This is a genomic window from Hymenobacter cheonanensis (assembly GCF_030581075.1).
Taxonomy (GTDB): domain Bacteria; phylum Bacteroidota; class Bacteroidia; order Cytophagales; family Hymenobacteraceae; genus Hymenobacter.
In genome coordinates, this window is sequence record NZ_JAUQSW010000006.1 from 233,063 (window position 1) to 258,944 (window position 25,882).

General features: G+C 60.6%; 22 protein-coding genes. 14 read left to right on the forward strand and 8 right to left on the reverse strand.

The features are described from left to right. Window positions 1-5: 5 nt before the first annotated feature. Window positions 6-1,652 carry a chaperonin GroEL gene (groL, locus tag Q5H89_RS13550; protein ID WP_305019864.1) on the forward strand — a complete coding sequence of 549 codons (1,647 nt, stop codon included), beginning with the start codon at window positions 6-8 and terminating at the stop codon, window positions 1,650-1,652. A gap of 101 nt (window positions 1,653-1,753) precedes the next feature. Here groL and Q5H89_RS13555 read toward each other — a convergent pair whose 3' ends face one another. Next, on the reverse strand, window positions 1,754-3,328 hold the full coding sequence (locus Q5H89_RS13555; RefSeq protein ID WP_305019865.1) for a peptide MFS transporter: 1,575 nt from the start codon (window positions 3,326-3,328) through the stop codon (window positions 1,754-1,756). A 357-nt stretch (window positions 3,329-3,685) separates the two neighbouring features. Between Q5H89_RS13555 and pckA the strand changes: the two genes are divergently transcribed. Then, the gene (pckA, locus tag Q5H89_RS13560; RefSeq protein WP_305019866.1) at window positions 3,686-5,305 is read left to right on the forward strand and encodes a phosphoenolpyruvate carboxykinase (ATP); all 1,620 of its coding nucleotides are present in this window, start codon (window positions 3,686-3,688) and stop codon (window positions 5,303-5,305) included. An 88-nt stretch (window positions 5,306-5,393) separates the two neighbouring features. Here pckA and Q5H89_RS13565 read toward each other — a convergent pair whose 3' ends face one another. Both Q5H89_RS13565 and Q5H89_RS13570 read right to left on the reverse strand, forming a co-directional pair. Further along, the gene (locus Q5H89_RS13565; protein WP_305019867.1) at window positions 5,394-5,831 is read right to left on the reverse strand and encodes a hypothetical protein; all 438 of its coding nucleotides are present in this window, start codon (window positions 5,829-5,831) and stop codon (window positions 5,394-5,396) included. Window positions 5,832-5,884: 53 nt separating this feature from the next. Continuing rightward, window positions 5,885-6,580, reverse strand: coding sequence for an NUDIX hydrolase (locus Q5H89_RS13570; RefSeq protein WP_305019868.1), 696 nt, complete (start codon window positions 6,578-6,580; stop codon window positions 5,885-5,887). A gap of 140 nt (window positions 6,581-6,720) precedes the next feature. Between Q5H89_RS13570 and Q5H89_RS13575 the strand changes: the two genes are divergently transcribed. Continuing rightward, window positions 6,721-7,245, forward strand: a complete 525-nt coding sequence (locus Q5H89_RS13575; protein ID WP_305019869.1) for a metallophosphoesterase family protein — start codon at window positions 6,721-6,723, stop codon at window positions 7,243-7,245. 56 nt (window positions 7,246-7,301) lie between these two features. On the opposite strand, the gene Q5H89_RS13580 is transcribed toward Q5H89_RS13575, so the two are convergent. Further along, window positions 7,302-7,832: a hypothetical protein gene (locus tag Q5H89_RS13580; RefSeq protein WP_305019949.1), complete on the reverse strand. Its 531-nt coding sequence runs from the start codon at window positions 7,830-7,832 to the stop codon at window positions 7,302-7,304. 98 nt (window positions 7,833-7,930) lie between these two features. On the opposite strand from Q5H89_RS13580, the gene Q5H89_RS13585 reads away from it, so the two are divergent. The 9 genes from Q5H89_RS13585 (at window position 7,931) to Q5H89_RS13625 (ending at window position 17,116) form a co-directional block, all read left to right on the forward strand. Further along, on the forward strand, window positions 7,931-8,983 hold the full coding sequence (locus tag Q5H89_RS13585; protein WP_305019870.1) for a threonine aldolase family protein: 1,053 nt from the start codon (window positions 7,931-7,933) through the stop codon (window positions 8,981-8,983). A 75-nt stretch (window positions 8,984-9,058) separates the two neighbouring features. Next, a complete protein-coding gene (locus Q5H89_RS13590) occupies window positions 9,059-10,345 on the forward strand; it encodes a cation:proton antiporter (protein WP_305019871.1) in 1,287 nt (428 codons plus the stop codon). A gap of 69 nt (window positions 10,346-10,414) precedes the next feature. Then, window positions 10,415-11,068, forward strand: coding sequence for a metallophosphoesterase (locus tag Q5H89_RS13595; protein WP_305019872.1), 654 nt, complete (start codon window positions 10,415-10,417; stop codon window positions 11,066-11,068). A 9-nt stretch (window positions 11,069-11,077) separates the two neighbouring features. Further along, on the forward strand, window positions 11,078-11,749 hold the full coding sequence (locus Q5H89_RS13600) for a DNA-3-methyladenine glycosylase family protein (RefSeq protein WP_305019873.1): 672 nt from the start codon (window positions 11,078-11,080) through the stop codon (window positions 11,747-11,749). 387 nt (window positions 11,750-12,136) lie between these two features. Then, window positions 12,137-13,711, forward strand: coding sequence for an acyl-CoA carboxylase subunit beta (locus Q5H89_RS13605; protein ID WP_305019874.1), 1,575 nt, complete (start codon window positions 12,137-12,139; stop codon window positions 13,709-13,711). Between the two features lie 137 nt (window positions 13,712-13,848). Beyond that, the gene (locus tag Q5H89_RS13610; RefSeq protein WP_305019875.1) at window positions 13,849-14,919 is read left to right on the forward strand and encodes a M42 family metallopeptidase; all 1,071 of its coding nucleotides are present in this window, start codon (window positions 13,849-13,851) and stop codon (window positions 14,917-14,919) included. A 73-nt stretch (window positions 14,920-14,992) separates the two neighbouring features. Further along, the gene (locus tag Q5H89_RS13615) at window positions 14,993-15,802 is read left to right on the forward strand and encodes a helical backbone metal receptor (protein WP_305019876.1); all 810 of its coding nucleotides are present in this window, start codon (window positions 14,993-14,995) and stop codon (window positions 15,800-15,802) included. A gap of 50 nt (window positions 15,803-15,852) precedes the next feature. Continuing rightward, entirely contained in the window at window positions 15,853-16,710 is an 858-nt protein-coding gene (locus tag Q5H89_RS13620; protein WP_305019877.1) for a dienelactone hydrolase family protein, read from the forward strand. Window positions 16,711-16,723: 13 nt separating this feature from the next. Further along, window positions 16,724-17,116: a hypothetical protein gene (locus tag Q5H89_RS13625; protein ID WP_305019878.1), complete on the forward strand. Its 393-nt coding sequence runs from the start codon at window positions 16,724-16,726 to the stop codon at window positions 17,114-17,116. Between the two features lie 134 nt (window positions 17,117-17,250). On the opposite strand, the gene Q5H89_RS13630 is transcribed toward Q5H89_RS13625, so the two are convergent. Continuing rightward, on the reverse strand, window positions 17,251-19,455 hold the full coding sequence (locus tag Q5H89_RS13630; RefSeq protein ID WP_305019879.1) for a xanthine dehydrogenase family protein molybdopterin-binding subunit: 2,205 nt from the start codon (window positions 19,453-19,455) through the stop codon (window positions 17,251-17,253). A 76-nt stretch (window positions 19,456-19,531) separates the two neighbouring features. On the opposite strand from Q5H89_RS13630, the gene Q5H89_RS13635 reads away from it, so the two are divergent. Then, window positions 19,532-20,050 carry a hypothetical protein gene (locus tag Q5H89_RS13635; RefSeq protein WP_305019880.1) on the forward strand — a complete coding sequence of 173 codons (519 nt, stop codon included), beginning with the start codon at window positions 19,532-19,534 and terminating at the stop codon, window positions 20,048-20,050. 75 nt (window positions 20,051-20,125) lie between these two features. Here the strand turns inward: Q5H89_RS13635 and Q5H89_RS13640 are convergent, their stop codons facing one another. The 3 genes from Q5H89_RS13640 to Q5H89_RS13650 form a co-directional block, all read right to left on the reverse strand. Beyond that, window positions 20,126-21,484, reverse strand: a complete 1,359-nt coding sequence (locus Q5H89_RS13640) for an MFS transporter (protein ID WP_305019881.1) — start codon at window positions 21,482-21,484, stop codon at window positions 20,126-20,128. Between the two features lie 182 nt (window positions 21,485-21,666). Next, on the reverse strand, window positions 21,667-22,353 hold the full coding sequence (locus Q5H89_RS13645) for a hypothetical protein (protein ID WP_305019882.1): 687 nt from the start codon (window positions 22,351-22,353) through the stop codon (window positions 21,667-21,669). Between the two features lie 262 nt (window positions 22,354-22,615). Then, a complete protein-coding gene (locus Q5H89_RS13650) occupies window positions 22,616-24,205 on the reverse strand; it encodes a M28 family metallopeptidase (RefSeq protein ID WP_305019883.1) in 1,590 nt (529 codons plus the stop codon). A gap of 295 nt (window positions 24,206-24,500) precedes the next feature. Between Q5H89_RS13650 and Q5H89_RS13655 the strand changes: the two genes are divergently transcribed. Next, entirely contained in the window at window positions 24,501-25,877 is a 1,377-nt protein-coding gene (locus Q5H89_RS13655) for a TolC family protein (RefSeq protein WP_305019884.1), read from the forward strand. Window positions 25,878-25,882: the final 5 nt, after the last annotated feature.

The window sequence follows — 25,882 nt, forward strand, 5'->3', positions numbered from 1 at the left end:
ACCCAATGGCTAAGAACATCCAATTTGACACCGAAGGCCGCGACCGCCTGAAGCGGGGCGTCGATAAACTCGCCAACGCCGTTAAAGTAACCCTCGGCCCGAAAGGTCGCAACGTTATCATCGACAAGAAGTTCGGTGCTCCTTCCATCACGAAGGACGGCGTAACGGTAGCGAAAGAAATTGAGCTGCGCGACCCCATCGAGAACATGGGCGCCCAGCTTGTGAAGGAAGTGGCTAGCAAGACGGCCGACCAGGCCGGCGACGGCACCACGACTGCTACCGTACTGGCCCAGGCCATCTACACCGCTGGCTCGAAAAACGTAGCTGCCGGCGCTAACCCGATGGACCTCAAGCGTGGCATCGACAAGGCAGTAATTGCCGTGGTTGCCAACCTGAAGGCTCAGTCGAAGCCGATTGCCAACAGCGCCGAAATCGCGCAGGTTGGTACTATCTCGGCCAACAACGACGCGGAAATCGGCAAAATGATTGCCGACGCTATGGATAAGGTTGGCAAAGAAGGTGTTATCACGGTAGAAGAAGCCCGTGGCACCGAGACCGAAGTGAAAACGGTAGAAGGCATGCAGTTCGACCGCGGCTACCTGTCGCCCTACTTCGTGACCAACCCCGAGAAGATGGAGACGGAGTTCGAGAACCCCTACATCCTCATCTACGACAAGAAAGTGAGCACCATGAAGGAGCTGCTGCCCGTGTTGGAGCAAGTGCTTCAGACCGGCAAGCCGCTGCTCATTATCTCGGAAGACGTTGACGGCGAGGCCCTGGCCACGCTCGTAGTAAACAAGCTGCGCGGCTCGCTGAAAATCGCGGCTGTAAAGGCTCCTGGCTTCGGCGACCGCCGCAAGGCCATGCTCGAAGACATCGCTACTCTCACGGGTGGTACGGTAATTTCGGAAGAGCGCGGCTACAAGCTGGAGAACGCTACCCTCGATTACCTCGGCACCGCTGAGAAAATCATCATTGACAAGGACAACACGACCATCGTCAATGGCAAAGGCCAGAAAGAGGATATCACCGCCCGCGTGAACCAGATTAAGGCCCAGATGGAAACTACCACCTCGGACTACGACAAAGAGAAGCTGCAAGAGCGCCTGGCCAAGTTGAGCGGCGGTGTAGCCATCCTCTACATCGGTGCCAGCACTGAGGTAGAAATGAAAGAGAAGAAAGACCGCGTTGACGATGCCCTGCACGCTACCCGCGCCGCCGTTGAGGAAGGCGTGGTACCCGGCGGTGGCGTGGCCCTGGTGCGCGCTATCGAAGCTCTTGACGCTGTGGAAACTCACAACAGCGACGAGAAAACCGGTGTACAAATCGTGCGCACGGCCCTCGAAGCGCCCCTGCGCACCATCGTGGCCAACGCCGGTGGCGAAGGCTCGGTAGTAGTGCAGAAAGTGCGCGAAGGCAAAGGCGACTTTGGCTACAACGCCCGCGAGGACCGCTACGAGAACATGACGGCCGCTGGCATCATCGACCCGACCAAAGTAACCCGCCTGGCGCTCGAGAACGCTGCTTCTATCGCCGGCTTGTTGCTGACGACCGAAGCCGTTATCTCGGACGAGCCTGAGCCGAAGGAAGCCGCTGGCGGCCATGGCGATGGTGGCATGGGCGGTATGGGTGGCATGGGCGGCATGATGTAGACCGCAGAGTACGGTTGATTCAACAGATTTTGCTGAGTCGACTAGCCCACAAAAAAGCCCCGCTGGACAATGTCCGGCGGGGCTTTTTGTTGGGCTAACTTTTAAGCCTGCGGAGCGGGAGCAGGATAATTGCGGGCATCCATCATCTTAGCCAGGCGGCCGCTGATGAGAAATAGGATGCCAGCGGCCACCGCGGCCGATACGACAAACACCATGAAGAAATCGTAGAGATTGGTGATGTGGAACCCTAGCACAGTGGGCGCGGGTGCCGTCGATTTAGGGTCGGGGTAGAGGCTGCTCATGTAGCCGGCCAGGTAGTTGGCGGCGGCATTGGCCAGAAACCAGACGGCCATCAGTAAGGAGGCAAACTTGGCCGGGGCCAGCTTATTTACCAGCGACAAGCCAATGGGCGACAGGCAAAGCTCGCCGGCCGAGTGCAGGAAATAGAGCGCTACCAGGAAAAACATGCTCACCTTAACGCCGGGCTGCAGGTTGTGCACCCCGAAGCACATCACGAGGTAGCCGGCGGCCAGCAAGGCTAGTCCCATTGCCATCTTAACGGGCGAAGCGGGCTCGGCGCCGCGCTTGCCCAGGGCCGTCCAGACCATGGCCATGAGCGGCGCGCCGGCCACTACGAAAATAGCATTCAGGTTTTGGAAGATGCTGGCGGGCAGCGTAATACCGAAAATGGTGCGGTCCATCTGCTCATCGGCGAAGAAGGTGAGCGAGGCGGGCGCCTGCTCGAACGCCGCCCAGAAGAAGACCACGAAGAAGGATACGATGAAGATGACCATAATGCCCTGTACATCGGCGCCGCTCAGTGACTTATCGCTGAAAATCATATAGATAATGGCGACCAGCGCAATACCCAGCAGCGGCGCAATAGTGGGAAACATGGCCGAATCGAGCCACAAAATGCCCAGTACCAGGGCTAGCAATACCGGCAGCAGCGCATAAACTCCCTTTACGCCGCCCGAGTGCACCGGCGTCAGGCCCACCTGCTCGCCTTCGGGCGTGTGCAGGTATTTGCCCTTGCCCCAGTTGAAAACGGCCGTACCGAGCAGCATGGCGATGCCACAGGCCAGGAAGGCCCAACGGAAATCGCCGGGGTGCCCGGTATCGCCGATAAGGCTGGTAATGGTGTTGCCGATAAATGAGCCCAGGTTGATACCCATGTAAAAGATGGTGTAGGCAGCATCCTTGCGCGTATCGGTGGGCGAGTAGAGCGAGCCGACCATGCTCGAAATATTGGGCTTGAAGAAGCCATTGCCCACAATCATGGTGCCCAAGCCCGCATAGAGCAGCCAGTGGCTAAGCTGGTGAGTGCTGGCGGGCCCGTAGTTGCTGGCCGAAAAGAAGAGCGTAAACTGCCCGATGGCCATCAGCAGGCCACCCACCGTAATGGAGCGCCGGTTGCCCCAGTAACGGTCGGAAATAAAGCCCCCGATGAGCGGCGTGAGGTACACCAGGCTTGTGTAGCCACCGTAGAACTTCGACGCGAACGCCTTGTCCATCATCATGGCCTTGGTAAGGAACAGCACCAGCACGGCGCGCATGCCGTAGTAGCTGAAGCGTTCCCACATCTCGGTGGCAAACAAGAGGTAAAGGCCGCGCGGGTGGCTGCCCGAGGCCGTTTGGGGCGGTTGCGGGCGCAGGCTGGCGGTAGCAGGTTGCATGCAGGTAACGAAGGGGAAAAAGAAGAAAAAAGAAAATACCCCCTGCCGCGCTGGGTTGGGGGTGGGTAAAGCTAAGAAAACTTTGGGTAATAGCCCGACGAAGGCCTAGCTGGCTCTAAGCTTACAGGTAGGGCTAGCCAGCCCCAAACCCAGGATGAGCAGGCTTAGCTAGCCCACTTTTGAGAGCCCGATAGTGGCGCTAACCGAGAATTTTCTTCAAAGCATAGCACTTACTGTATTTTTAAAAAATGGCGCGAAGTTGATTTCCGCAAACGTTTGCGGCCGAAATTTCCGCGCCTGAACTACCTTTGTGGCACGATTTCACTCTCCTCCCACCCATTTTTTCGTTCTTTTTACATGGCAGACCAAAAAGCTGTCGCTACCCGCCTGGCCTCGCTAGGCTTCCCGCAGGCCCCCACCCTCGCCCACCTCAACCTACCGCCGGCCGCCCTGGTCGAGCATGCGTTGCGGCGGGGTGAAGGCACACTCACCGACACCGGCGCGCTCATGGCCGACACCGGCGCCTTCACGGGCCGCTCGCCCAAAGACCGCTTCGTAGTGCGCGATGCCAACACCGAAGACAGCGTGTGGTGGGGCGACATCAACATTGCCTTCGACCCGGCCAAGTTTGAGCAGCTGCACCAGAAAATGGTGGCTTACCTCGCCGACAAGGAAATTTTTGTGCGCGATGCCTACGCCGGGGCGCACCCCGCTACCCAGCTCAAGCTGCGCGTGGTAAACGAATTGGCTTGGCACAACCTGTTCTGCTACAACATGTTTCTGCGCCCCGCTACTGGCGCAGACACTTCTTGGATGCCCGACTTCAGCATCATCTGCGCCCCCGGCTTCGAGGCCGACCCTAGCGTGGATGGCACTCGCCAGAAGAACTTCGCCATCATCGACTTTACCCGCAAGCTCATCCTCATTGGCGGCACGGGCTACGCGGGCGAGATGAAAAAGGGCATTTTTGGGGTGCTCAATTACCTGCTGCCCCACCAGCACGATACCCTGTCCATGCACTGCTCGGCCAACGTGGGCGAGGCCGGCGACACGGCTATTTTCTTTGGCCTTTCGGGCACGGGCAAAACGACGCTCTCTACCGACCCCAACCGCGGCCTTATCGGTGATGATGAGCACGGCTGGCTGCCCGGCGAGGGCGGTATTTTCAACTTTGAGGGCGGCTGCTACGCCAAGGTCATCGACCTGTCGGCTACTAAGGAGCCCGAAATCTGGAATGCCATTCGCTTCGGCTCCATTGTCGAAAACACGCGCTTTGTGCCCGGCACCCACACCGTAGACTACGCCAACAAGAGCGTGACCGAAAACACGCGCACGGCCTATCCCATCAGCTTCATTCCCAATGCAATAGAGCCTTCGGTGGCGGGCGCGCCGAAAAATATTTTCTTCCTCACGGCCGATGCCTTTGGGGTGTTGCCACCCATCAGCCGGCTCGATAAGAGCCACGCCATGTACCACTTCATGTCGGGCTACACGGCTAAGGTAGCCGGCACCGAGATGGGCATTACGGAGCCGCAAACTACGTTTTCGGCCTGCTTCGGCCAGGTCTTTCTGCCCCTGCACCCTACGCGCTACGCCGAGATGCTAGGCCGCCAGCTGGAGGAAAACCCGGAAATAAACGTCTGGCTCATCAATACCGGCTGGACGGGCGGCGCCTACGGCACCGGCCACCGCATGAAGCTGAGTTACACCCGCACCATGATTACGGCTGCCCTGTCGGGCGTGCTCAGCGAGGTGCAGTTCAGGACGCACCCGGTTTTCGGGGTGGCCGTGCCCGGCGCCGTGCCCGGCGTGCCCGCCGAAATTCTGGACCCGCGCAATACCTGGGCTGACAAAGAAGCCTACGACCGCACGGCCGCGAGCCTGGCCGAAAAATTCGTGAAAAACTTTGAGAAGTACGCCGAGTATGCCACGGCCGACCTGCTGGCCGGCGCCCCCCGCCTGGCAGTGGAGGCCTAGCCGCGCCCCCACACCCTGGTAACGATAAGTCCCCGCTGGCCGTGCCAGCGGGGACTTATGCGTTCTATACGAGGCTAGTATAATTCTTTTACTGCGGAGCAGTGGCGATTACGCGCAGCCCTAGCAAACGATTAGGGTTATCGGGCCGGAAAACGGGCAGCACCAGGTAGTCGCGCGCGCTGCTGCGTAGCGAAGCCCGCCCCATCAGGCTGTCTTCCTGCTGGCCAAGCACCAGCAAGTCATGCACTTGCCGGGTGTGGGCGTTATAAGTAGCTACGAGTTGCAGGCCGCCGGTGCGAAAAGCCAGCAGCGAATCGGTGCTGGCTACGCCGACCGATAGGGGGTCGAGGTAACCCGCTGGCAAGGGGTAGGCGGCGCCCAGGCGGCTGCGCAGCCCATCAATCGAGCTGTTCAGCAAAGCCGGCACATTGGTGGTAGGCGCCACGGCCGCGTGTGCCGTAGCGCTAGCCGTTTGCGTGGGCTCGTGCGCGCCCGAGCAGCTCGCCAGCCACCAAGTGGTGGCCACCAGCAATGCCCTTAAATAAGAGCGCGCTACCTGCTGTTGCCCACCACCAGCCATTAATCGGAGGTTGCTTTAGCGGGTTTGCCGGCCATCTCGCTCAGGTAGTGGCGCACTACCAGGGTGATGGAGGCGTAAGACTCTTCGAGGCGGGCTAGTGCATCCTGGGGCGACATCCAGCGCACTTCTTCAATGTATTCTTCAGTTTGCGGGCGCATCACCGAGTCATCGAGGCACTGCATCACGAACCAGCTCGTCTTTTTGAGCATTTTATTGCCCTTGTAGGCGTAGGAATGCCAGGTGCTGGGCAGTTTTTCGCCCAGCTCTACCTTGATGTTGCATTCCTCTTCCACCTCACGTATGGCGCCCAGGGCCACGTCTTCGTCGCTTTTGAGCTTACCCTTGGGCAAGTCCCATTTGCCGAGGCGGTAAATCATGAGTACCTGACCGTTTTTCACGACCAGGCCACCGGCCGCCTTGGCAATCTTAAACTGGTCTTTGAGGTGCAGAATAAGGTTGCTTTTTTTGCGGGCCATCATGGTCAGTGTTTTCAGCTTTTTCAGCTTTTTCACTTCCATCAGCCGCAGCAGGCGGTCAAGAAAGGCCGAGGTGGCGTCGCGCACCAGCACATCGCCCACCAGGTCTTTGCTGGTAAACTCGTCGTCGGCCCCGAGCACGAGGTCGTATTTGTGCTTGTACACCTTGTCGCTAACCTTTTTAATAATCAGCGGCACATCGTTGATGAAGACGTTCATCGGAAGTAATTCAAAAGAAAACGGCGGGAGTGAGCTATTGCCCGTGCCAATACCTGCCCCATACGGGAGGAAGCGCCGCAAGATACGGGCTAGCCGCTTTTCGCGGTGCCCACCGCCCCGGCTGCATCTTTGCACTTCTTATGACGCGCATCGCCCTCCTTTCAGACACCCACGGCTACTTCGATGCCCGCATTGCGCACCATTTGCGCGGGGCCGACGAAATCTGGCACGCCGGCGACTTCGGCTCGTCGGAGCTGGTGCTGCAGCTTACGGCCCTGGCCCCTACTTTCCGGGGCGTGTACGGCAACATCGACGGCACCGACATCCGCTACACCGAGCCACTGGTGCAGGATTTCAGGGTGGAGGGCCTGCACGTGCTCATGACGCACATCGGCGGCTACCCGGGCCACTACGCCCCCGCCGCGCGGCAGCTGCTGGCCCAGGTGCGTCCCGGCCTGTTTGTGTGCGGGCACTCGCACATTTTGCGGGTTATGCCCGACCCCAAGCTGGGGCTGCTTACGCTGAACCCCGGCGCGGCCGGCCGCCACGGCTTTCACAGGGTGCGCACCCTGCTGCGCTTCGGCATCGACCAAGGCAAGGTAGTAGACATGCAGGCCGTGGAGCTGGGTCCCCGCACTGCCATTTTAGACACCGAAGGATATTAAAAAAGCGTTCGGCCGGGCTGGCCAAACGCTTTTTTAAGTTTTAGAACCTGGCTGCTTTACAGCGCGATTTCGGGCTTGGGGTGCTCGCCGGCCTGGCCATCTTCGGTTACGGGCTTGGTCTCGGCCTCCGCGGCATCAAAGCCTTCCTTGCCGGTCTGGTTGGCTTCGGTAGCCTGGTTTTCTTCGGGGCTCTTGCTTTCGAGGGCGTGCTTGGCGCCTTCCACGAGGTTGTGGGCGGCTTCCTGCACGGCTTCGGTGGCTTTTTCCACGAGGCTGTTGTGGGCTACGGCATCGGCCGCATCGGCGGCCAGGTGCTTCACCTTGTCGGCAGCGGCCGAGGCGGCGTGGGCGGCTTTGGCCAGCAGGCCTTCTTCCTTAGTGGCGGGCTTAGCCGCCTCGGCCGCTACGCTAGGCTTTTTTTTTTCGTCCGCCTCCGCAGGGGCCGACGTAGTGAAACGCGATTTCAGCTCGTCCAGGTCCACGTTCTTCAGCACGGGCGTACGCAGCAAGTTCTTGATTTTGCGCGTTTCATTGTTGGCACGGGCAATGTTTTTGCGGTGCTTGCGCTTCAGACGGGTAACGGACATGATATTCGGGGCAATTAGAGTTCTAGGGGGGACTTCTGGCAAATGAGGTGCAAAAATAAGGCTTTACATTTGAAATCGCAAACCTTTTGCTCAATCCCTTGGCTTTAGCTCCTTCTCCCCTGCCGATTATCGACCTGCGCTCCGATACCGTGACGCGCCCCACTCCCGCCATGCTCGCCGCCATGCAAGCCGCCGCCGTAGGCGACGACGTGTACGACGAAGACCCCACCGTGCGTGAGCTGGAAACCAGCCTGGCCGCCCGCTTCGGCATGGAAGCCGGCCTGTTTTGCCCCTCGGGCACCATGACTAACCAGCTGGCTATCATGGCGCACTGCGCGCCCGTGTCGGAGGTTATCTGCGAAGCCACGGCCCACGTGTACTTGTGGGAAGTGGGCGGCATTATGCACCACGCCCGCGCTTCGGTGGCCCTGCTGCCCGGCGAGCGGGGCCGCCTCACGGCCAGCCAGGTGGCCGGCGCCGTGCGCCCGGCGGGCAATGTGCACTACCCCACCACCCGCCTCGTGTGCCTCGAAAACACCCACAACCGGGGCGGCGGCAGCTGCTACGCCTGGGAGGATTTAAAGGAAATTGCGGCCTTTACTAAAAAGCAGGGGCTAGCCCTGCACCTCGACGGGGCGCGCATCTTCAACGCCCTCGTGGCCACCGGCCAGCGCAGCGAGGACTACGGAAAATTATTTGACTCTATTTCGGTGTGCCTGAGCAAGGGGCTGGGCGCGCCGGTGGGCTCGGTGCTGCTGGGCGCGCAGGAGCTTATCAACGGCTGCAAGCGCCTGCGTAAGCTGTTTGGCGGCGGCTGGCGGCAGGCGGGCTACCTGGCCGCGGCCGGGCTTTATGCCCTGGAAAATAACGTGGCCCGCCTGGCCGACGACCACCGCCGCGCCGCCCAGCTAGCCGGGGCGCTGCGCCCGCTGCCCTACGTGGCCGAAATTCTGGAGCCCGAAACCAACCTCGTTATTTTCCGCCTCGACGAAAGCCGCCTCACGGTGGCCGATTTCCTGGCCCGCCTCGAAGCGCAGGGCATCAGGGCCAGCGGCTTTGGCGGCAGCTGGGTGCGCTTCGTAACGCACCTCGACGTGACGGAGGAGATGCTAACGCGGCTGCTGGCCGCCCTGCCGGGGCTAGCCGGCTAGGCCGGCCCACCGCTTGTTTCTGACCGTGGGGGCGGCCGGCTGCGTATGCACTGGCAGCCCCTACGGCTTTTTTTGATGGATTTATACAATGCGCTAGCCCTGCTGCTAGTACTGGCGGCGGCCTTCGCCTACCTCAATCACCGCTTCCTTAAAATGCCCCCCGCCATTGGGCTGATGGTGCTGGGGCTGGTGACCTCGCTGGGGCTGGTGGGGCTGGCCCGGCTGGGCGCAACGCCGGTGGTGCGGCTGGCCGGGGTAGTGGGTAAAATCGATTTCAGCGCCCTTGTGATGCAGGTGATGCTGGGCTTTCTGCTCTTCGCCGGCTCCATCCACGTCGATACCCGGCGGCTGGGGCGGCTGCGCTGGTCGGTGGGCACGCTGGCGCTGCTGGGCACGCTCCTGAGCGTGGCGCTGGTGGGCGGGGCCATGTACTGGCTGCTGCCGGTGCTGGGGCTGCCTACGCCGCTGGTATACTGCCTGCTGTTTGGGGCCCTCATCTCGCCCACCGACCCGGTGGCGGTGCTCAGCATTCTGACCAAGGCCAATATTGACAAAGACCTGGAAATTAAGATTGTGGGCGAGTCGCTGTTCAACGATGGCGTGGGCGTGGTGCTGTTTGTGGTGCTGCTCGAAATGGCGCAGCTAGGCCCGCAGGATGTGACGCTGAGCCACGCCCTGGCCGTATTTGCCCAGGAAGCCGGGGGCGGCGTGGCGCTGGGGGCAGCCCTGGGCCTGAGCGCGGCCTGGCTGCTGCGCTCGATAGACAACTACCAGGTGGAAGTGCTGCTGACGCTAGCCCTGGTGGCCGGCGGCACGGCCCTGGCCGCCAGCCTGCACACCTCGGGCCCGCTGGCCATGGTGGTGGCCGGGCTGCTGGTGGGCCATTTCAGCCGCAATGCCAGCATGCTCTCGGAGCAGTCGCAGGACTACGTGGACAAGTTTTGGGAGCTGCTAGATGAAGTACTCAATGCCGTGCTATTTGTGTTGGTGGGCCTGGAGGCGCTGGTGCTGCCCATTACGGGCCGCATAATTGGGGCGGGGCTAGCGGCGATAGTAGTGGTGCTGGGGGCGCGGCTGCTGTCGGTGTGGCTGCCGCTGGTGCTGCTGCGCGGCAGCGGCTTGTTTACGCCCTCGCACCGCAGCGTGCCGGTGCTGACCTGGGGCGGGCTGCGCGGCGGCCTGTCGGTGGCGCTGGCCCTGAGCCTGCCGGCCTCGGCGCCGCGCGAGCTGCTGGTGGGCATTACCTACGTTATCGTCGTGTTTTCCATTATTGGCCAAGGCCTTACGATTGGGCCGCTGGTGCGCTGGCTGGGGGTGAGCCGGCCGACCGGGCCGCCTGGCACCCCGCCCGATGCAGCGTAGCTTTTGCCAGCCAAAACTCGTAGTAGGGGCACTTTGGCCGACTAGCTGAAGTTCGAGATAGCCTAGCCTATGGATTTTTTCGTAATCGGCGACGTCCACGGCTGCCTGCACACGCTGCGCGAGCTGCTCACGCACTGGCGGCCCGCCGAGGAAACCCTGGTGCAGCTTGGCGACCTCGTGGACCGCGGCAATTACTCGCCCGCCGTGGTAGAGCTGTGCCGCCAGCTCAGCCAGGATTTTCCGGAGAAAACCATTTTTCTGCAAGGCAACCACGACTGGGGCATGGCCGAACACCTGGGGCCCGATGGCCCGTACCGCGCCTGGCTAAGCTGGGGCGGGCGCGCCACTTTGCAGCAATACCAGCAGCACCGCACCTGGCTAGCCGAGCACGCCGCCTGGCTGAGCCAACGCCCGTTGTACTGGCGCAACGACTATATCGTATTCTCCCATGCCGGCTTTGCCGACGTAGTTGACCCGCTCGACCCAAATAGCAACGACGGGGTGTTGTGGCGGCGCGGGCCACTGCGCAACCTCGAACTGCTGCAAGTAGTAGGCCACACGCCCACCGCCAGCCACGCGCCCGAGTACGTGGAAGCTTCCAATACTATTTACCTCGATACCGGCGCGGCCCAGGGTTACTGCCTCACCGCCCTGCGCCTGCGCGAAACCGGCGAGGTACTTGAAACTGTTGCTATCCCGACCCACGAGGCCGATTTCCAGTAGTCCTGCTTTATGTCTGATTCCATTTCCGAACCCCACTGGCACGCCGCCGCGCTGGCCCACCTGCGCCAGGCCGACCCTATTCTGGCCCAGGCCATTGCCCGCGTAGCCGGCCCGGTGCGCCCCGCCGCCCACGAAGACCTGTACCTGGCGCTGCTGCGCGCCATCGTCAGCCAGCAGATTTCGACCAAGGCGGCGGCGGCCATCTGGCGGCGCTTCACCGCCCTCTTTCGGCCCGATGGCTACCCCGAGCCCCGCGAGGTGCTGCGCCTGGAAGAAGATGAGCTGCGCGAGGCTGGCCTGTCGCGCCAAAAAATTGGCTACCTCAAGGCCATTGCCGAATACCAGGAGCGCGGCCAGCTCGACTACGAGCACCTGAGCCAGCTCGATGAGGAAGCCTTCACCGCCCACCTCACCGCCATCAAAGGCGTAGGCCGCTGGACCGCCCAGATGCTGCAAATGTTTGCCCTCGACCAGCCCGATGTGTTCAGCGAAGGCGACCTGGGCATCCAGAACGCCATGCGCAAGCTCTACGGCCTGGAAGAAACCGGCCGCGCCCTGCACAAAAAAATGCTGTTGCTGGCCGAGCCCTGGCGCCCCTACCGCTCGCTAGCCTGCAAATACCTGTGGCGGTCGCTCGACCCCACGCCTCCTATTAATGCCGACCTGGGCTGGGATGGCTAACTTTCTGCCATGAAAAAGTCCGCTCAAGTTGGCATCTACTACGTGTTTGCTGTGCTAGTAATACTTTATTGCTCAAAGTATTATAGAACCGGACCTTGCACACCAAATTTTGACCTTTTGTCTTTCTTAGTGTTACTGCCGTTGAGCTTTGCACTGCTAGTACAAAGCTTTTTGAGAATTGTGACTAGAAGACAGGAAAGAAAAACTTCTCTTCTTATTCACGCAGTTGGAGTCGCTGCGATGTTACTTCTATTTCTAAAATAGAAACACAGTCATATCGCCTCACAATAAGGGGGCTGCTTCAGCAACAGGAAATCAAGGTCTGCGCTACGGCCGCCTATCTTTGGGCTTTACCTGAAAGTTATCCCAACCTCCCCGCCCTACCCAATGGCCGACCCCCACGTAGCCGCCCACCCTACCCTCTCCAAAACTGAGCTGCTCGCTGCCAAAAACCAGGAAGCCCTGCTCGGCGGCGGCCAGACCCGCATCGATGCCCAGCACAAAAAAGGCAAGCTCACCGCCCGCGAACGCATTGACTTACTGCTTGATGAAGGCTCCTTCGAGGAAATCGGCAAGTTTGTGATGCACCGCGCCAAAGACTTTGGCCTCGACAAAGAATACTACCTCGGCGACGGCGTGGTGACCGGCTACGGCACCATCCACGGCCGCCTGGTCTACGTTTTCTCGCAGGATTTTACGGTGTTCGGTGGCTCGCTGAGCGAGACGCACGCCGAGAAAATCGTCAAGATAATGGACCTGGCCATGAAGAACGGCGCGCCCGTTATCGGCCTCAACGACTCGGGCGGCGCCCGCATTCAGGAGGGCGTGGTGAGCCTCGGCGGCTACGCCGATATCTTCTACAAGAATACCCTGGCCAGCGGCGTGGTGCCGCAGCTTTCGGCCATTATGGGGCCGTGCGCGGGCGGCGCGGTGTACTCGCCGGCCATTACGGACTTCATTCTGATGGTCGAAAACACGAGCTACATGTTCGTGACCGGCCCCAACGTGGTGAAGACCGTAACCCACGAAAACGTGACCAGCGAGGAATTGGGCGGGGCCAGCACCCACTCGGCCAAGAGCGGCGTCACGCACTTCACGGCACCCAACGAGGTGGTCATCATTCAGCAGCTCAAGCAATTGCTGAGCTACATGCCCCAGAACTGCGAGGAAACCGCCCCCGCCGCGCCCTACGAGGCTAGCAGCGACGAAAGCCGCCCGGCGCTCGACACGCTCATCCCCGACAACGCCAACCAGCCCTATGACATCCGCGAAGTCATTGAAGGCCTGATTGATACTGGCTCGTTCATGGAAGTGCACCAGAACTTTGCCGAGAACATCGTGGTGGGTTTTGCGCGGCTGGCGGGCCGCAGCATCGGCATCGTGGGCAACCAGCCGGCCGTGCTCGCCGGCGTGCTCGACATCAACGCCAGCACCAAGGCCGCGCGCTTCGTGCGCTTCTGCGACTCGTTTAATATCCCGCTGCTCGTGCTCGAAGACGTGCCCGGCTTCCTGCCCGGCACCGACCAGGAGTGGCGCGGCATCATCACCAACGGCGCCAAGCTGCTCTACGCTTTCTGCGAGGCCACCGTGCCGCGCATCACCGTCATCACCCGTAAAGCCTACGGCGGGGCCTACGACGTGATGAACAGCAAGCACATCGGGGCCGACCTCAACTTTGCCTGGCCCACCGCCGAAATCGCGGTAATGGGCGCCAAGGGCGCCGCCGAAATCATTTTCAAGCGCGAAATCGCCCAAGCCGAAGACCCCGAAGCCAAACTCCAGGAAAAGGTAGACGAGTACCAGCAAAAATTTGCCACGCCCTACCGCGCCGCCCACCGCGGCTTTGTCGATGAAGTAATTCTGCCTTCGCAAACGCGCCAGAAATTAATTCGCGCCTTTAAAATGCTGGAAAATAAAGTGGACACGCTGCCGCGCAAGAAACACGGTAACATTCCGCTGTAAACCTTGGCTCTTTCCTATTTGTCATGCTGACGAAGGAAGCATCTTATCACGGCTGCTTTTATCAGCATTTATTCCGAACCCGAGCATTGCGAACGTGATAAGATGCTTCGCAAGCTCAGCATGACACCGTTTTAAAAATGCGTTCCGAATCGTTCGAGTTTCTTGAGAAATACCTGAATAATCCCTCGCCCACCGGCTTCGAAAAAGAAGGCCAGAAGCTGTGGCTGGACTACATCAAGCCATATATCGACGAGTATTTTGTTGATACCTACGGCACCGTAGTTGGGGTAATTAACCCCGACGCGAAATACAAAGTCGTCATTGAGGCGCACGCCGATGAGATTTCGTATTTCGTTAACTACATCACCAAGGAGGGTTACCTGTATCTGCGCCGCAACGGCGGCTCCGATGCACTGGTAGCCCCTAGCAAGCGGGTAAATATTTTCGGTGAAAAAGGCATTGTGAAAGCCGTGTTCGGCTGGCCCGCCATCCACGTGCGCAAGGTGGAGCAGGACAAAGCGCCCACCATCGAAACCATATTTCTCGACTGCGGGGCCAGCAGCGCCGACGAGGTAGCCGAAATGGGCATTCACGTGGGCTCAGTCGTGACGTTTGAGGACGAGTTTACCGTGCTCAACGATAAGTATTACGTGGGCCGCGCCCTCGACAACCGCGTGGGGGGCTTCATGGTAGCCGAGGTGGCCCGGATGCTGAAAGAAAACGGTAAAAAGCTGCCTTTCGGCCTGTATATCGTGAATGCAGTGCAGGAAGAAATAGGCCTGCGCGGCGCCGAAATGGTGGCGCACCGCATTAACCCCGATGTGGCAATCATTACCGACGTGACGCACGATACGCAGTCGCCGATGTACGAGAAGAAAACCAGCGGCGATATTTTCTGCGGCAAAGGCCCGGTAATTACCTATGGCCCGGCCGTGCAAAATAATCTGCGCGACTTAATTATTAATACGGCCAAGGAAACGGACATTCCGTTTCAGCGGGCCGCCGCGACCCGCGCCACCGGCACCGACACGGATGCGTTCGCCTACTCGGGCTCGGGCGTGGCTGCCGCGCTTATTTCGCTGCCACTCAAGTATATGCATACCACGGTAGAGACCGTGCACAAGGACGACGTGGACAGCGTGACGCGCCTCATTTACGAAACGCTGCTGCGTATTGAAGACGGGCAGGATTTCCGGTATTTCTCGTAATACTTTATTTCCTTCTAAAAAGCGGCTGCATCCCTTATGCAGCCGCTTTTTTGCTTCGTACTAGCTCCTTACAATGGCCTATAATTCTCACCAACGCCAGGTTAAAACAATCGACCAGATGGGTCGGGAAGTCCACTTTCCGTACCCACCCCTACGTATTGTCTCGCTAGTACCTTCCCAAACCGAGCTATTATTCGACCTCGGCTTGCAAAAACAATTAGAAGGCGTTACAAAGTTTTGCACGCATCCACACAATGCCCGCCACAAGGCTAGTGTGATTGGGGGCACGAAGAATTTTGATTTTATCAAAATCAGGGCCGCCCGCCCTGACTTGATTATTGGTAATAAGGAGGAGAATTATCAGGATGGGATTACAGAGCTGGCCAAGCACTACCCCGTGTGGATGAGCAACGTAACGGATTTGCCAGAGGCGCTAGAGATGATTCGCGGCGTTGGGGAAATTACCGGAAAATTGCACCTTGCTGAGTCATTAGCAGCAGCAATTAAAGCCAAGTTTGATGCAATCCAGGCACGGCCTGCTTTGGTGCCAGTCGCCTATTTCATCTGGCGTAAGCCCTATATGGTGGCCGCCGCCGGCACATTTATTAATGACATGCTGCAGCGGGCTGGCTTTTCCAATGTATTTGCCCACCTAGGGCGCTACCCCGAAGTGATACCCGAACAACTAGCCAAGGCTGCCCCGGCTCGCATTTTCCTGTCGTCGGAACCCTACCCTTTTGGAGAAAAACACGTGGCTGAATTTCAGGAGATTTGCCCGGCCGCAAAAATTCAATTAATAGATGGGGAGCTTTTTAGCTGGTATGGCACAAGGTTATTATTCTCAGCTTCTTACTTCCAGACGCTACAACACGTGCAAGGCTAAGAATCAACTGGTGCGCAATATCTTGCGGCTATAATCTCACCCTACCCCCTATGGACCAGCGCATCATCAACCTGTTCGACGAGTACACCCACCGCCCGCTGTCGCGCAAGGAATTTCTGGACCGCCTGCTGATGCTGGCGGGCAGCGCTGCCCTGGCCACTACTGCTCTTTCCGTGTTGGAACCCGGTTATGCCCACGCGGCCACTATCTCGCCCCTGGCCGAAAATCTGGTGGAGGAAACCGTGACCTGGCCGGGCGATGGGGCCACCGTGAGTGGCTACCTGGTGCATCCTAAGGCCAAGAAAAAGCGCGGCGCAGTAGTCGTAATCCACGAAAATCGGGGCCTTACGCCCCACATAAAAGATGTGACGCGGCGGGTGGCGCAGGCCGGCTACCTGGCGCTGGGCGTCGATGCGCTGTCGGTGGCAGGCGGCACGCCCGCCGACGAGGATAAGGGCCGCGAACTCATCGGCCAGCTCGACCCGCAGAAAAACCTGAATAATTACCTGGCGGCCCTCACCTATCTGCGCGCCCGGCCCGAGTGCAACGGCCGCACCGGCTGCGTGGGCTTCTGCTGGGGCGGCGGGCTAGTCAACCAGCTGGCGGTGCACGACCCCAAGCTCAACGCCGCCGTGGCCTACTACGGCCAGCAGCCCAAGGCCGAAGACGTGCCCCGGATTAAAGCCGCTCTCATGCTGCACTACGCCGGCCTCGACCAGCGCATCGACGCCGGCATCCCGGCCTATGAAGCCGCCCTGAAAGCCGCTCACATTCCCTACGAGCTGTTTGTGTACGAAGGCGTTAACCACGCGTTTAATAACGACACCTCGCCCGCTCGCTACAATGCCGAGGCGGCTAAATTGGCCTGGGAGCGCACGTTGCGGCTGTTTAAGGAAAAGCTGGGGTAAGCCGCAAGTAGACATGAGAGTTTGCTATCTATTTGCCGCTTCCGCGTTGTTGGCGACGAGCTGTTCAATGCTTAATTATGAATCTGATTTCATAGATTCTCCCCAGGCAGATTATTCTATAAAATCGAAAGTCAATCGCTTAGATTCTAACCGTAAGGATTATGCGTTGGTAAAGCTATTTTTATTTGATAAAAATCACAAGCAGCTGGATAGCTTAAATACTCATGCCAGCGATGTAATGGCTTGGGCCGTTGGCTGGGCCAATGCCAATAATCTTGTAGTATACAGCGGTGACGTAGGTACTCAGGCATGGGCTGTAAATGGTGGTAAGTTCCAGCCAATAGCAGTTACCCAGACCTTGCAGAAGCAAGCCGATACCTTCTATAAAAAGAAGTTTAAGGAATAGCTGGTTAGAACTTTGCAAGAGCCATATTCTGTCATGCTGAACGCAGTGAAGCATCTCGCCTAGCGCAGTAATCAGTGCGTAAGCAACAACGCGAACGAGATACTTCACTGCGTTCAGCATGACAAATGTGTTCGCTATATTAGTTTATCCGGTGTAATCGGCAAGTCGCGCACGCGCTTGCCGGTGGCGTGAAATACCGCATTCGCAATAGCGGCGCTGACGCCGACAATACCGATTTCGCCTAAACCTTTGGCACCCATGGGGTCTAAGTAATTATCAGGCTTATCGATGAAAATGACGTCGATATTGAGGGGCATGTCGGCGTTGACGGGTACGTGGTAATTGGCCAGGTCGTGGTTGGTGATGCGGCCGTAGCGGTGGTCGAGCACGGCGTCTTCCATCAGGGCTAGCCCCAGGCCCCAGGTGAGGGCGCCGTAGACCTGGCTGCGGGCAGTTTTGTGGTTCATAATGCGGCCCGCGTCGATGGCTGATACCACGCGGCTCACGCGCACCTCGCGGGTATGGGCGTGCACGCGCACCTCCACAAAGCAGGCGCCGAACGACTTGCCCGACTTCTCGCCTTTCTCGGGCACCTCGGGCGATTCATGGGTGACTTCGAGCGCGGGCTGACCGGCCTGGCGCAGCACGTCGGCGTAGGTGCGGCTGGTGGCGGGGTGGCTAGCCAGGTGCACGGTGCCGCCCTCGGCCACCAGGTCGGGTAGCTTGGCTTTGGCGAAGGGCGAGCCGGGCATACTGAATGCGAGGTTAACCAGCTGCTGGCGGAGCGCCGTGCAGGTGTCGTGCACGGCCGCGCCTACCGAGGCCACGGTGTGCGAGCCAAACTGGCCCGGTGCCTCGGGGTAGGCCGCGTCGCCGAGTTCGAAGCGGATGTTTTCGGGGGCTACGCCGCTGGCGTCGGCCGCAATCTGGGTCATGACGGTGGCGGTGCCGGGGCCCACGTCGGCGGTGGCGCTTTGCACCAGCAGGGTGCCGTCGGGCAGCAGGCGGGCGCGGGCGCTGGCCTTGGCCCGCGAGGCGTGGTAGATGCCCATAGCCATACCCTGGCCCACCAGCCAGTCGCCGTCGTGGGTGGCACCGGGGGTCGGGTTGCGCTTTTGCCAGTTAAATTTCTCGGCGCCCTGGGCGTAGCACTCGCGCAGGTAGTTGCTGCTCCAGGGCTTGTCGCCTTCGGGGTCTACCTCGGCAAAATTCTTCAGCCGCAAGGCTAGCGGGTCAATTTTGAGGGCGTATGCCAGCTCATCCATCGCCGACTCGAGGGCGAAGGAGCCGGTGGTTTCGCCGGGGCCGCGCGCCCAGCAGGGCGTGCTCATGTCGAGCGGCACGAGGTGGTAAGTCAATTCGGCATTGGGGCAGCGGTAGCCCGATTTGGTGGGGTGCAGCGTGCGCTCGGTAAACTGCTCGTAGCGCGAGGTGGCCCCGAAAGCCTCATGCGATACGCCCACCAGGGTACCATCGGCCTGCGCCCCCAGCGCCACGCGCTGCACCGAGCGCGGCCGGTAGCCCACCATGTTGAACTCCTGCTCGCGCTCATTCATCACCTTCACTGGCCGGCCCACCACCTTGGCGCCCAAAATAGCGGCCATTTCGGGCGGCCAGATGCGCGAGGCACCCCCAAACGCCCCGCCTACGAATGGCGAATGCACCTGCACGCTTTCCTTGGGCAAGGCCCAGAGCTTCATCAGGTCTTTCTGGGCTAGCGAGGGCGCCTGGGTTTTATTCCAGACCGTCAGGTTATTACCTTGCCACTGGGCGATGGCCGCGTGCATCTCCAGGGGGTTGTGCACTTGCAGCGGCGTCTGGTACTCGTGGGCTAGCTGCACGGGAGCCGTTTTGTAGGCCTGCGCCTGGCCGCGCAGGTAGTCCTCGGCTTTTTTGGGTTTGTAGCTGCTGGCCAGGCCCTGGATTATATCGGTTTGCGGCGCGGCTTGCTCAACCTGCACGCGCACTAGGGCAGCGGCGTACTGCGCCTGCTCCAGCGTGCCCGCGATGGCCAGGGCCACCGGCTGGTTGCTGAAGTGAATTTTATCGTCGAAAAACACCCGCATCTGCTGGCCTTCCACGCGCTGGTCGGGCTGCGGGTTTTCGTAGCCGGGCACCTTGGGCGAGTTCAGGTGCGACACAATGGCCAGCACGCCGGGCGCTTTGGCCGCGTCATTTATATCGAGGTGCGTGATGCGGCCGGCGGCTATCGTGCTGGTTACTAACACGCCGTGCACGCAGCCTGGCACGGCGTGCTCGGTAGCATAGCGGGCCTGGCCGGTTACTTTCAGGCGGCCGTCGACGCGGCTACGGGGTTGGCCAATGGCGGGAATTTGCATAGCAAAGCTGGAAAATAGTACCTTGCTTCTCTACGCCGCTTCCGGTCTTACGTTTACTGCCGGCCTGCAACTACCAATGAAACTGCTGGTGCTTTTACTACCCTGTTTATTGGGTTTCTCCAACGCCTTAGGCCAAAAGCTTACTTGTAATTGCGAGGCAGTGGTTGAGTATAAGCATCGGTATGCAGTACCCATCTTCGACAAGCCTAGTGGAAAGATTATGCACCAAGTAAAGCACAATCTTAAAGAGGAAGATTTTCTGGCAATGAACATCGACCGCGAACAAAGCGGCTTTTTTCACGGGAGAATTTTCTACGCTATTGCAGGCAAGTCTTACTGCGGCTGGGTAAGAAAATCAGCGTGGCTTGGCACCTACGCACGCGCTTATGGCAAGGAGAAACTAGCCCTTTACCGGGCTCCGGCTTTGTCGGCGCCGGCTAGTGCCCACGTCCCCGGCCCAGTACCTGGCTTGCTTCCCATTCGACATTGCGCAGGTGGGTGGATATATGTGCAGCTTATTTATCGGGGCCGAACGTACGAAGGTTGGCTACCACCAGCAATGCAGTGCGCAAACTCCTACACGACCTGCAATTAGAAACATAAAATAGCGCCCCACAGCTAAGCTCGGCAGGGCGCTATTCCAAACAAAAGCCCCACCTCCTATTGGGCCTTACCCTGCCACCGGCTGCATTTTTTCTTTGCTCTTTTCCAGCGTTTCGGGCATAAAAACCCAAAACACAACCAGCCCCACGGCGGCAATGCTGGCTAGCGTGAGAAAAGTAAAATTATCGCCTTGGTTCTTAGCCAGGTACCCCGCCACGGAGTTGCTCAGAAAAGCGCCAATGCCCTGCGCCGTGGCGATGGCGCCCTGCGCGGCGTTAAAACGCCCGGTACCCTTGGTGAGGTCGGCAATGATGAGCACGCCTACCACGCCGAAGATGCCGGCCCCCAGCCCATCCATGCACTGCACGGCGATGAGCGCGGCCGGGTGATGGCTGAGCGTGTAGAGCACCCCACGCGCCGCCAGGGCCGCAAAGCCAAAGAGAAACAAGGGCTTACGCCCTACCTTACCGGCCAGCTTGCCGCTAACGGCGGCTACTACCATAAATACGAGTTGCGAGGCCACCATGTAGCCCGAGGTAAATAGTACCGCCTGCTTCACCCCTACGCCCCTGGCCAGCAGCTGGGTTACGAGGGGCACCATCGCGGCGTTGGCGAAGTGAAAAATGACCGCCGACACCAGAAAAACCAGCACTGGCTTTTGGCGCAGCAGGTCGCGGAAGCATTCAAGCAGCTCTTTAATACCGTCCCAGACGCTGCCTGCCGGGGCAGCGGCCGCGCCTGCCGGGGCGGCCTTATTGGCTGGCTCGTCGCCGCAGGCATCGCCCTTGTCGGCACCCCGCGCCTGGTCGAAATCAATGTCATCGCCCTTGATGCGCAGCACGCAGAGCACGGCGCCCACGCACAAAATACCCACGAAGTAGAACATCCAGCGCAGGTTGAAGTAGTAGCCTACTGCACCCAGCGCCAGGGCCGCGAACATATTGCCCGCCGCATTAAACGCCTGGTTGGTCCCCTGGGCCTGGTCAAACCTTTTTCGCCCCACCAACCCTAGCGCAATAGCCGACAAGCACAGCGGAAAGATGGCCCCGGCCACGCCGATGAGCGCCTGCCCACTCATTACCACGGGCTTAACGGTGAAAAAGGCCGTGGCCAGCACCGCCAGCGCAATCAGCCCGATGCCGATGAGCAGCAGCGCCCGCTTCTGGCGCAGGCGGTCGATGAGGGCGCCGGCGGGCGTTTGGGCCAGTACCTGGGCAATATTGCCGGCCGCCAGGGCCGAGCCAATCTGGGCCGGCCCCCAGTGCACGCTCGATTGCAGGTACATGGCCATGTAGGGGCCCATGCCATTCTGCACATCGGCAATAAAAAAATTGAGCGCCCGCAGTGCCCGGATGCTCCCCTTTTTGGGGTCGTTGGCCAGGTCGAGCGCGGCGTTTTGGTCGGCAGAGGGCTTGGGGTCGGGCATGGCGCCAGCTGAGGAAAGCAAAGTGAAACTAAATGACGCTACTGCCTACGGCTCAGCTCGGAATAGGCTACACCCCGGCAGCAAAAAAGGCCACTCTACGCCTGGTATCAGGCAGTAGAATGGCCTTGATAATTTTAGATTAGGGCTGGCAGCATCTCAGCTCCCGGCGCTTTGCCTAGCCCCTAGCGAATCAGGAACGACTCGCCGCCCACCGTGAGCAGCTCTAGGTGCAGCGGGGCAACGCTGCCGGGGGCGCGCACCTCGCCGGGGCGGTCGGCGCGGCGCTGGCCGCTGGCCTGCACCGCAGCGCCAGGCGCCAGGTATTCAGCCAGCTGCTCGCCCAGGTGGGGTGGGAAGCGCAACTCACCCGCCGCACCGGCCAGGCGCAGGGCGCGGGGGTGGCCTTTGGGGTCGCGCAGCAGCTCGGCTACTTTGCCTTGCACGGTTACGGGCTCGGCGGCAGGGCTAGCAGGCTGGGGCTGCAGGGGCTGGCCGCCTACTTCGAGGCTGGCCAGGTGCAGGTGCTCGTCGCCCTTGGGCGTGGTGTGCAGGTACCCCAGCACCGTAGCAGCGGCGCCCGACTGGGCCGCGCCCTGCAGCGCCTGGCCAAAATGGGGCGGAAACTTCACGGTGTACGCCGCATCGGCGGTAGCGAGCGTGAGGCGGTCGTAGATACCGTCGGGGTTAGCGCCGTACTCGCCCACCGTGCCGGCGTAGGTGGCTAGCTTATGCAGTTGGGCCTTGGGCTTATCGTGCTTGGGGTCAGGCTTTTTAGGCTTGTCTTTTTCTGATTTATCGGCCGGGGCCTTGGGGGCGGGCTTGGCGGTTTTAGCTTCTTTTACTTCGAGGTTTTTGATTTCACCGGACATAACAAAGGGAGGTTTACAACGCAGTAACTTGCTTACTGTGCTGCAAACCTCCCCTAGTCAACTGAACCCGGCCTTAAGTCGAGGTTAATTTTTCTTCAGCAAGGTGGGCGGTGGGTGAACTACTCTAATTTTCCATCAATCGTCCGTCATGCTGAGCTTGCCGAAGCATCTCTACCGCGCCGCTAGGGTCACTAACCTAACGAAGCGGTAGAGATGCTTCGGCAAGCTCAGCATGACGGACGCCAGGGCTTAAACATCAGTGCTACTGGGCCTTGGCGGCGGCGGGCAGCGGCTTGCGGGGCAGCTTCTGGTCGCGCATGGCGGCGTTGTACACGAACGAGGCCACCACTACCGAAGCCTGCTTGAGGTCGTCGGCCACGAGGCGGTCGTAGGTATCCTGGTTGGAGTGGTGGGTGCGGGCGAAATAATCGAGGCCATCCTGAATGAACTGGAAGCCGGGCAGGCCCACGGCGTCGAAGGCCACGTGGTCGGTGCTGCCGGTGTTGCGCGAGGTCACGGTGGTGGCGCCCATGTCGGCGAAGGGGGCTAGCCAGGCGGTAAAAATTGGCTTCACAGCCTCGTTGCCCTGGGCGTAGATGCCGCGGATTTTGCCGGCGCCATTGTCGAGGTTGAAGTAGGCCGCCAGCTTCTCGTGGTCGGGCTTGAGCTGCATGGTGGCGGGGTCGGCAAAGTGGTTTTTCACGTAGTTGCGCGAGCCATGCAGGCCTTCCTCCTCCTCGCCCCACAGCGCGATGCGGATAGTGCGGCGCGGCTTGAGGCCGCTAGCCTTCAGGATGCGCACGGCCTCCATCATCACGGCCACGCCGGCGGCGTTGTCGGTGGCGCCGGTGGCGGCGTGCCACGAGTCGAGGTGGCCGCCGAGCATGACGACTTCGCTTTTGAGCTTCTTGTCGGTACCCGGAATTTCGGCCACCACGTTGTAGCCTTTCAGGTCCTGGGTCTGGAAATGGGTCTTGGTTTCCAGCTCCACCTCCACCGGAATACCGGCCTCCACGAGGCGAATGAGGCGCAGTTGGTCCTCGCTGCTCATTTCCAGCTCGGGCAGTACCGGCTTGGCATCGGCGGCGTAGGGCGCGCCGTTGGTGGTGAACACGGTGCCATCGGTGCCGCGGCCGGGGCTGAGGATAGCGGCGGCGCCTTCGGCCAGCAGCAGGTCGTTCAGCTTGGTGCGCAGCTCGCGGGCGGCGAGCATGGCGGCGCGGCGCGCTTCGGGATTGGCCTCGGCGGGGCGGTTGGCGGCGGTGGGGGCGCCGCCGCCAGCGGGCGCGTCGGCCAGCTTCTGCAAGTCTTCGGCGGTGAGGCGCTTGGCATCGGGCTCGAAGTTGGGCTGGGGCGGCGTGGCCACGGGCAGCACCACAATCTTATCGCGCAGCTGGCCCTGGTACTTGGCCAGGTCGGCTTCGGTTTTCACGTTCACGTAGGCTACTTGCTTGCGCAGGCTGCCGGCGGTGCTAGGCGTCCAGGCTTTGGGCACGCCGATGAGGGCGTGGTAGTAGGGCGCCGTCATGGCCACGTAGCTCTTGTCGATGTCCCAGCCGCGGCCAAAGTCGCCCCAGGCCTCCACGTTGGCGTTGGCCAGGCCGTAGTCGGTGAGGCGCTTCTTGGTCCAGGCGTTGGCGCGGGCTAGCCCCTCAGAGCCGGCCAGGCGCGGGCCACACACGTCGGTGAGGTAAAAGGCGGTTTCCATCACCTTCGAGCGGTTCAGGCCTTCGTCCTTGATTTTGGCCAGGGCGGCGGCATCGAGCTTTTCGGGGGCCTGGGCCGGGGTTTGGGCCAGCGCGGGCGCAGCGAGCAGGCCTGCGGCGGCGAGGGTAAAGAAGATTTTCTGCATCCAGCAAGAAGGGGTTGGTTTAGCGAAAGGGAAGCGGCGGTAACGGGTAAAGACACGGCGGGCCGGGCCGACGTTGCGCGCGCCCAGCCGCTGGATGTTCAGCACGGCAGCAGATGCCGGAAGCCAGCAGTCCGCAAGCAACCAATTGACTTGAAAATAGAAAGCCCTACGGTATAGCGGGGCTTTTTTTATTAACCCGAACGCATTCTATCCGTTTGGCTTAGCGATAAGCCTCCGCGCTAGGGCATGAGCGGCTCCCATAACCTTTCGCAGGCCCGCCCGGTTACTGTTACTTATGAACAAACCATTCTACGCTACACAAGGCTGGCTGGCAGCGTTGCTTGCGTGTTTTTTGCTTAGCAGCGGCGCCGCCACGGGCCAAAATCTGCCCGACGCGCCACCTCCTCCCCCCGCCGCCCCGCTCACGCTACCGCAGTGCCTGGGCTACGCGCTGGCCTACCAGCCGCTGGTGCGCCAGGCCCGCCTCGACGAGGGCATTGCCGATGCCGGCAACCGCGTGGCGCTCTCGGCCTGGCTGCCGCAGGTAAGTGCCACGGCCGTGGGCCAGCATTATTTCGGGCTGCCGTTTACCGTTTTTCCCGACCCCACCACGGGCATTCCTACGCCGCGCCAGCTAGGGGTGAAAAACGTGACGACGCTCGGGCTGGCCGGCACGCAGGTTATCTATAACAACGACGTGCGGCTGGCCGCCCGCCAGGCGCCCCTCAACCGGCTGGCGGCGGGCCAGAACACGGTGAACAACAAAATCGCCACCGTGTCGGACGTGAGCAAGGCGTTTTACAGCGTGCTGCTGTCGCAGCGCCAGGCCAAGGTATTTGACGAGGATATCCGGCGCCTGACCCGCAACTACGTGGATGCCCGCAACCGCTACGACGCCGGCATTGTGGACAAAACTGACTTTTTGCAGGCCCAGATTTCGCTCAACAACTCGAAGGCCAGCCGCAAGCAGGCCCTGGAGGCGGTGAACGCCAACACGGCCTATTTGCAGCAGCTCATGGGCTTTCCGGCCACCCGGCTCGTGGAGCTGAAGTACGACACGCTGCAACTAGAGCAGGAGGCGGTGGTAGATACCCTGGCCCAGCTCGACCCCGCCAACCGCATTGAGTATCAGCAGGTGCTCACGCAAAAGTCGCTGCAGGGCACTACCGTCGACTACTACCGGCTAGGGTTCCTGCCGTCGCTGTCGGCCTTCGGCAACTACAACTCGGTGTACCAGGCCAATACCTTTAGCGAGCAGTACCAGCAGCGCTTCCCCAACTCCTACGCGGGCTTGCAGGTGGCGCTGCCGCTGTTCACGGGCTTCCGGCGCCTCCAAAACCTGCGCCTGGCCCGGCTGCAAGACCAGCGCGTGGACCAGGACCTGCTGAGCACCCGCAACCAGGTGACCACGGAATATGCCACGGCCCTGGCCAACTACAAGGGCTACTACGAAGCCTACGTGCAAAGCCGCCAGAACCTCGACCTCTCGCGCCAGGTGTACACCGTGGTCGACTTGCAGTACCGCGAGGGCATCAAGGCCTACCTCGATTTGCTCGTGGCTCAAACCACGCTGCGCACCTCGCAGCTCAACTACTACAGCGCCCTGTTTCAGGTATTGACCGGCAAGGTAGAGCTGCTGCGCACGCTGGGCACGCTGCCCACCAACTATTAAGCTCC

What these genes read in the sequence shown, in the direction of transcription:
- groL (WP_305019864.1), top strand. Translation starts at nt 6, where the DNA reads ATGGCTAAGAACATCCAATTTGACACCGAAGGCCGCGACCGCCTGAAG.
- Q5H89_RS13555 (WP_305019865.1), bottom strand. Translation starts at nt 3,328, where the DNA reads ATGCAACCTGCTACCGCCAGCCTGCGCCCGCAACCGCCCCAAACGGCC.
- pckA (WP_305019866.1), top strand. Translation starts at nt 3,686, where the DNA reads ATGGCAGACCAAAAAGCTGTCGCTACCCGCCTGGCCTCGCTAGGCTTC.
- Q5H89_RS13570 (WP_305019868.1), bottom strand. Translation starts at nt 6,580, where the DNA reads ATGAACGTCTTCATCAACGATGTGCCGCTGATTATTAAAAAGGTTAGC.
- Q5H89_RS13575 (WP_305019869.1), top strand. Translation starts at nt 6,721, where the DNA reads ATGACGCGCATCGCCCTCCTTTCAGACACCCACGGCTACTTCGATGCC.
- Q5H89_RS13580 (WP_305019949.1), bottom strand. Translation starts at nt 7,832, where the DNA reads ATGTCCGTTACCCGTCTGAAGCGCAAGCACCGCAAAAACATTGCCCGT.
- Q5H89_RS13590 (WP_305019871.1), top strand. Translation starts at nt 9,059, where the DNA reads ATGGATTTATACAATGCGCTAGCCCTGCTGCTAGTACTGGCGGCGGCC.
- Q5H89_RS13595 (WP_305019872.1), top strand. Translation starts at nt 10,415, where the DNA reads ATGGATTTTTTCGTAATCGGCGACGTCCACGGCTGCCTGCACACGCTG.
- Q5H89_RS13600 (WP_305019873.1), top strand. Translation starts at nt 11,078, where the DNA reads ATGTCTGATTCCATTTCCGAACCCCACTGGCACGCCGCCGCGCTGGCC.
- Q5H89_RS13605 (WP_305019874.1), top strand. Translation starts at nt 12,137, where the DNA reads ATGGCCGACCCCCACGTAGCCGCCCACCCTACCCTCTCCAAAACTGAG.
- Q5H89_RS13610 (WP_305019875.1), top strand. Translation starts at nt 13,849, where the DNA reads ATGCGTTCCGAATCGTTCGAGTTTCTTGAGAAATACCTGAATAATCCC.
- Q5H89_RS13615 (WP_305019876.1), top strand. Translation starts at nt 14,993, where the DNA reads ATGGCCTATAATTCTCACCAACGCCAGGTTAAAACAATCGACCAGATG.
- Q5H89_RS13620 (WP_305019877.1), top strand. Translation starts at nt 15,853, where the DNA reads ATGGACCAGCGCATCATCAACCTGTTCGACGAGTACACCCACCGCCCG.
- Q5H89_RS13625 (WP_305019878.1), top strand. Translation starts at nt 16,724, where the DNA reads ATGAGAGTTTGCTATCTATTTGCCGCTTCCGCGTTGTTGGCGACGAGC.
- Q5H89_RS13630 (WP_305019879.1), bottom strand. Translation starts at nt 19,455, where the DNA reads ATGCAAATTCCCGCCATTGGCCAACCCCGTAGCCGCGTCGACGGCCGC.
- Q5H89_RS13635 (WP_305019880.1), top strand. Translation starts at nt 19,532, where the DNA reads ATGAAACTGCTGGTGCTTTTACTACCCTGTTTATTGGGTTTCTCCAAC.
- Q5H89_RS13640 (WP_305019881.1), bottom strand. Translation starts at nt 21,484, where the DNA reads ATGCCCGACCCCAAGCCCTCTGCCGACCAAAACGCCGCGCTCGACCTG.
- Q5H89_RS13645 (WP_305019882.1), bottom strand. Translation starts at nt 22,353, where the DNA reads ATGTCCGGTGAAATCAAAAACCTCGAAGTAAAAGAAGCTAAAACCGCC.
- Q5H89_RS13650 (WP_305019883.1), bottom strand. Translation starts at nt 24,205, where the DNA reads ATGCAGAAAATCTTCTTTACCCTCGCCGCCGCAGGCCTGCTCGCTGCG.
- Q5H89_RS13655 (WP_305019884.1), top strand. Translation starts at nt 24,501, where the DNA reads ATGAACAAACCATTCTACGCTACACAAGGCTGGCTGGCAGCGTTGCTT.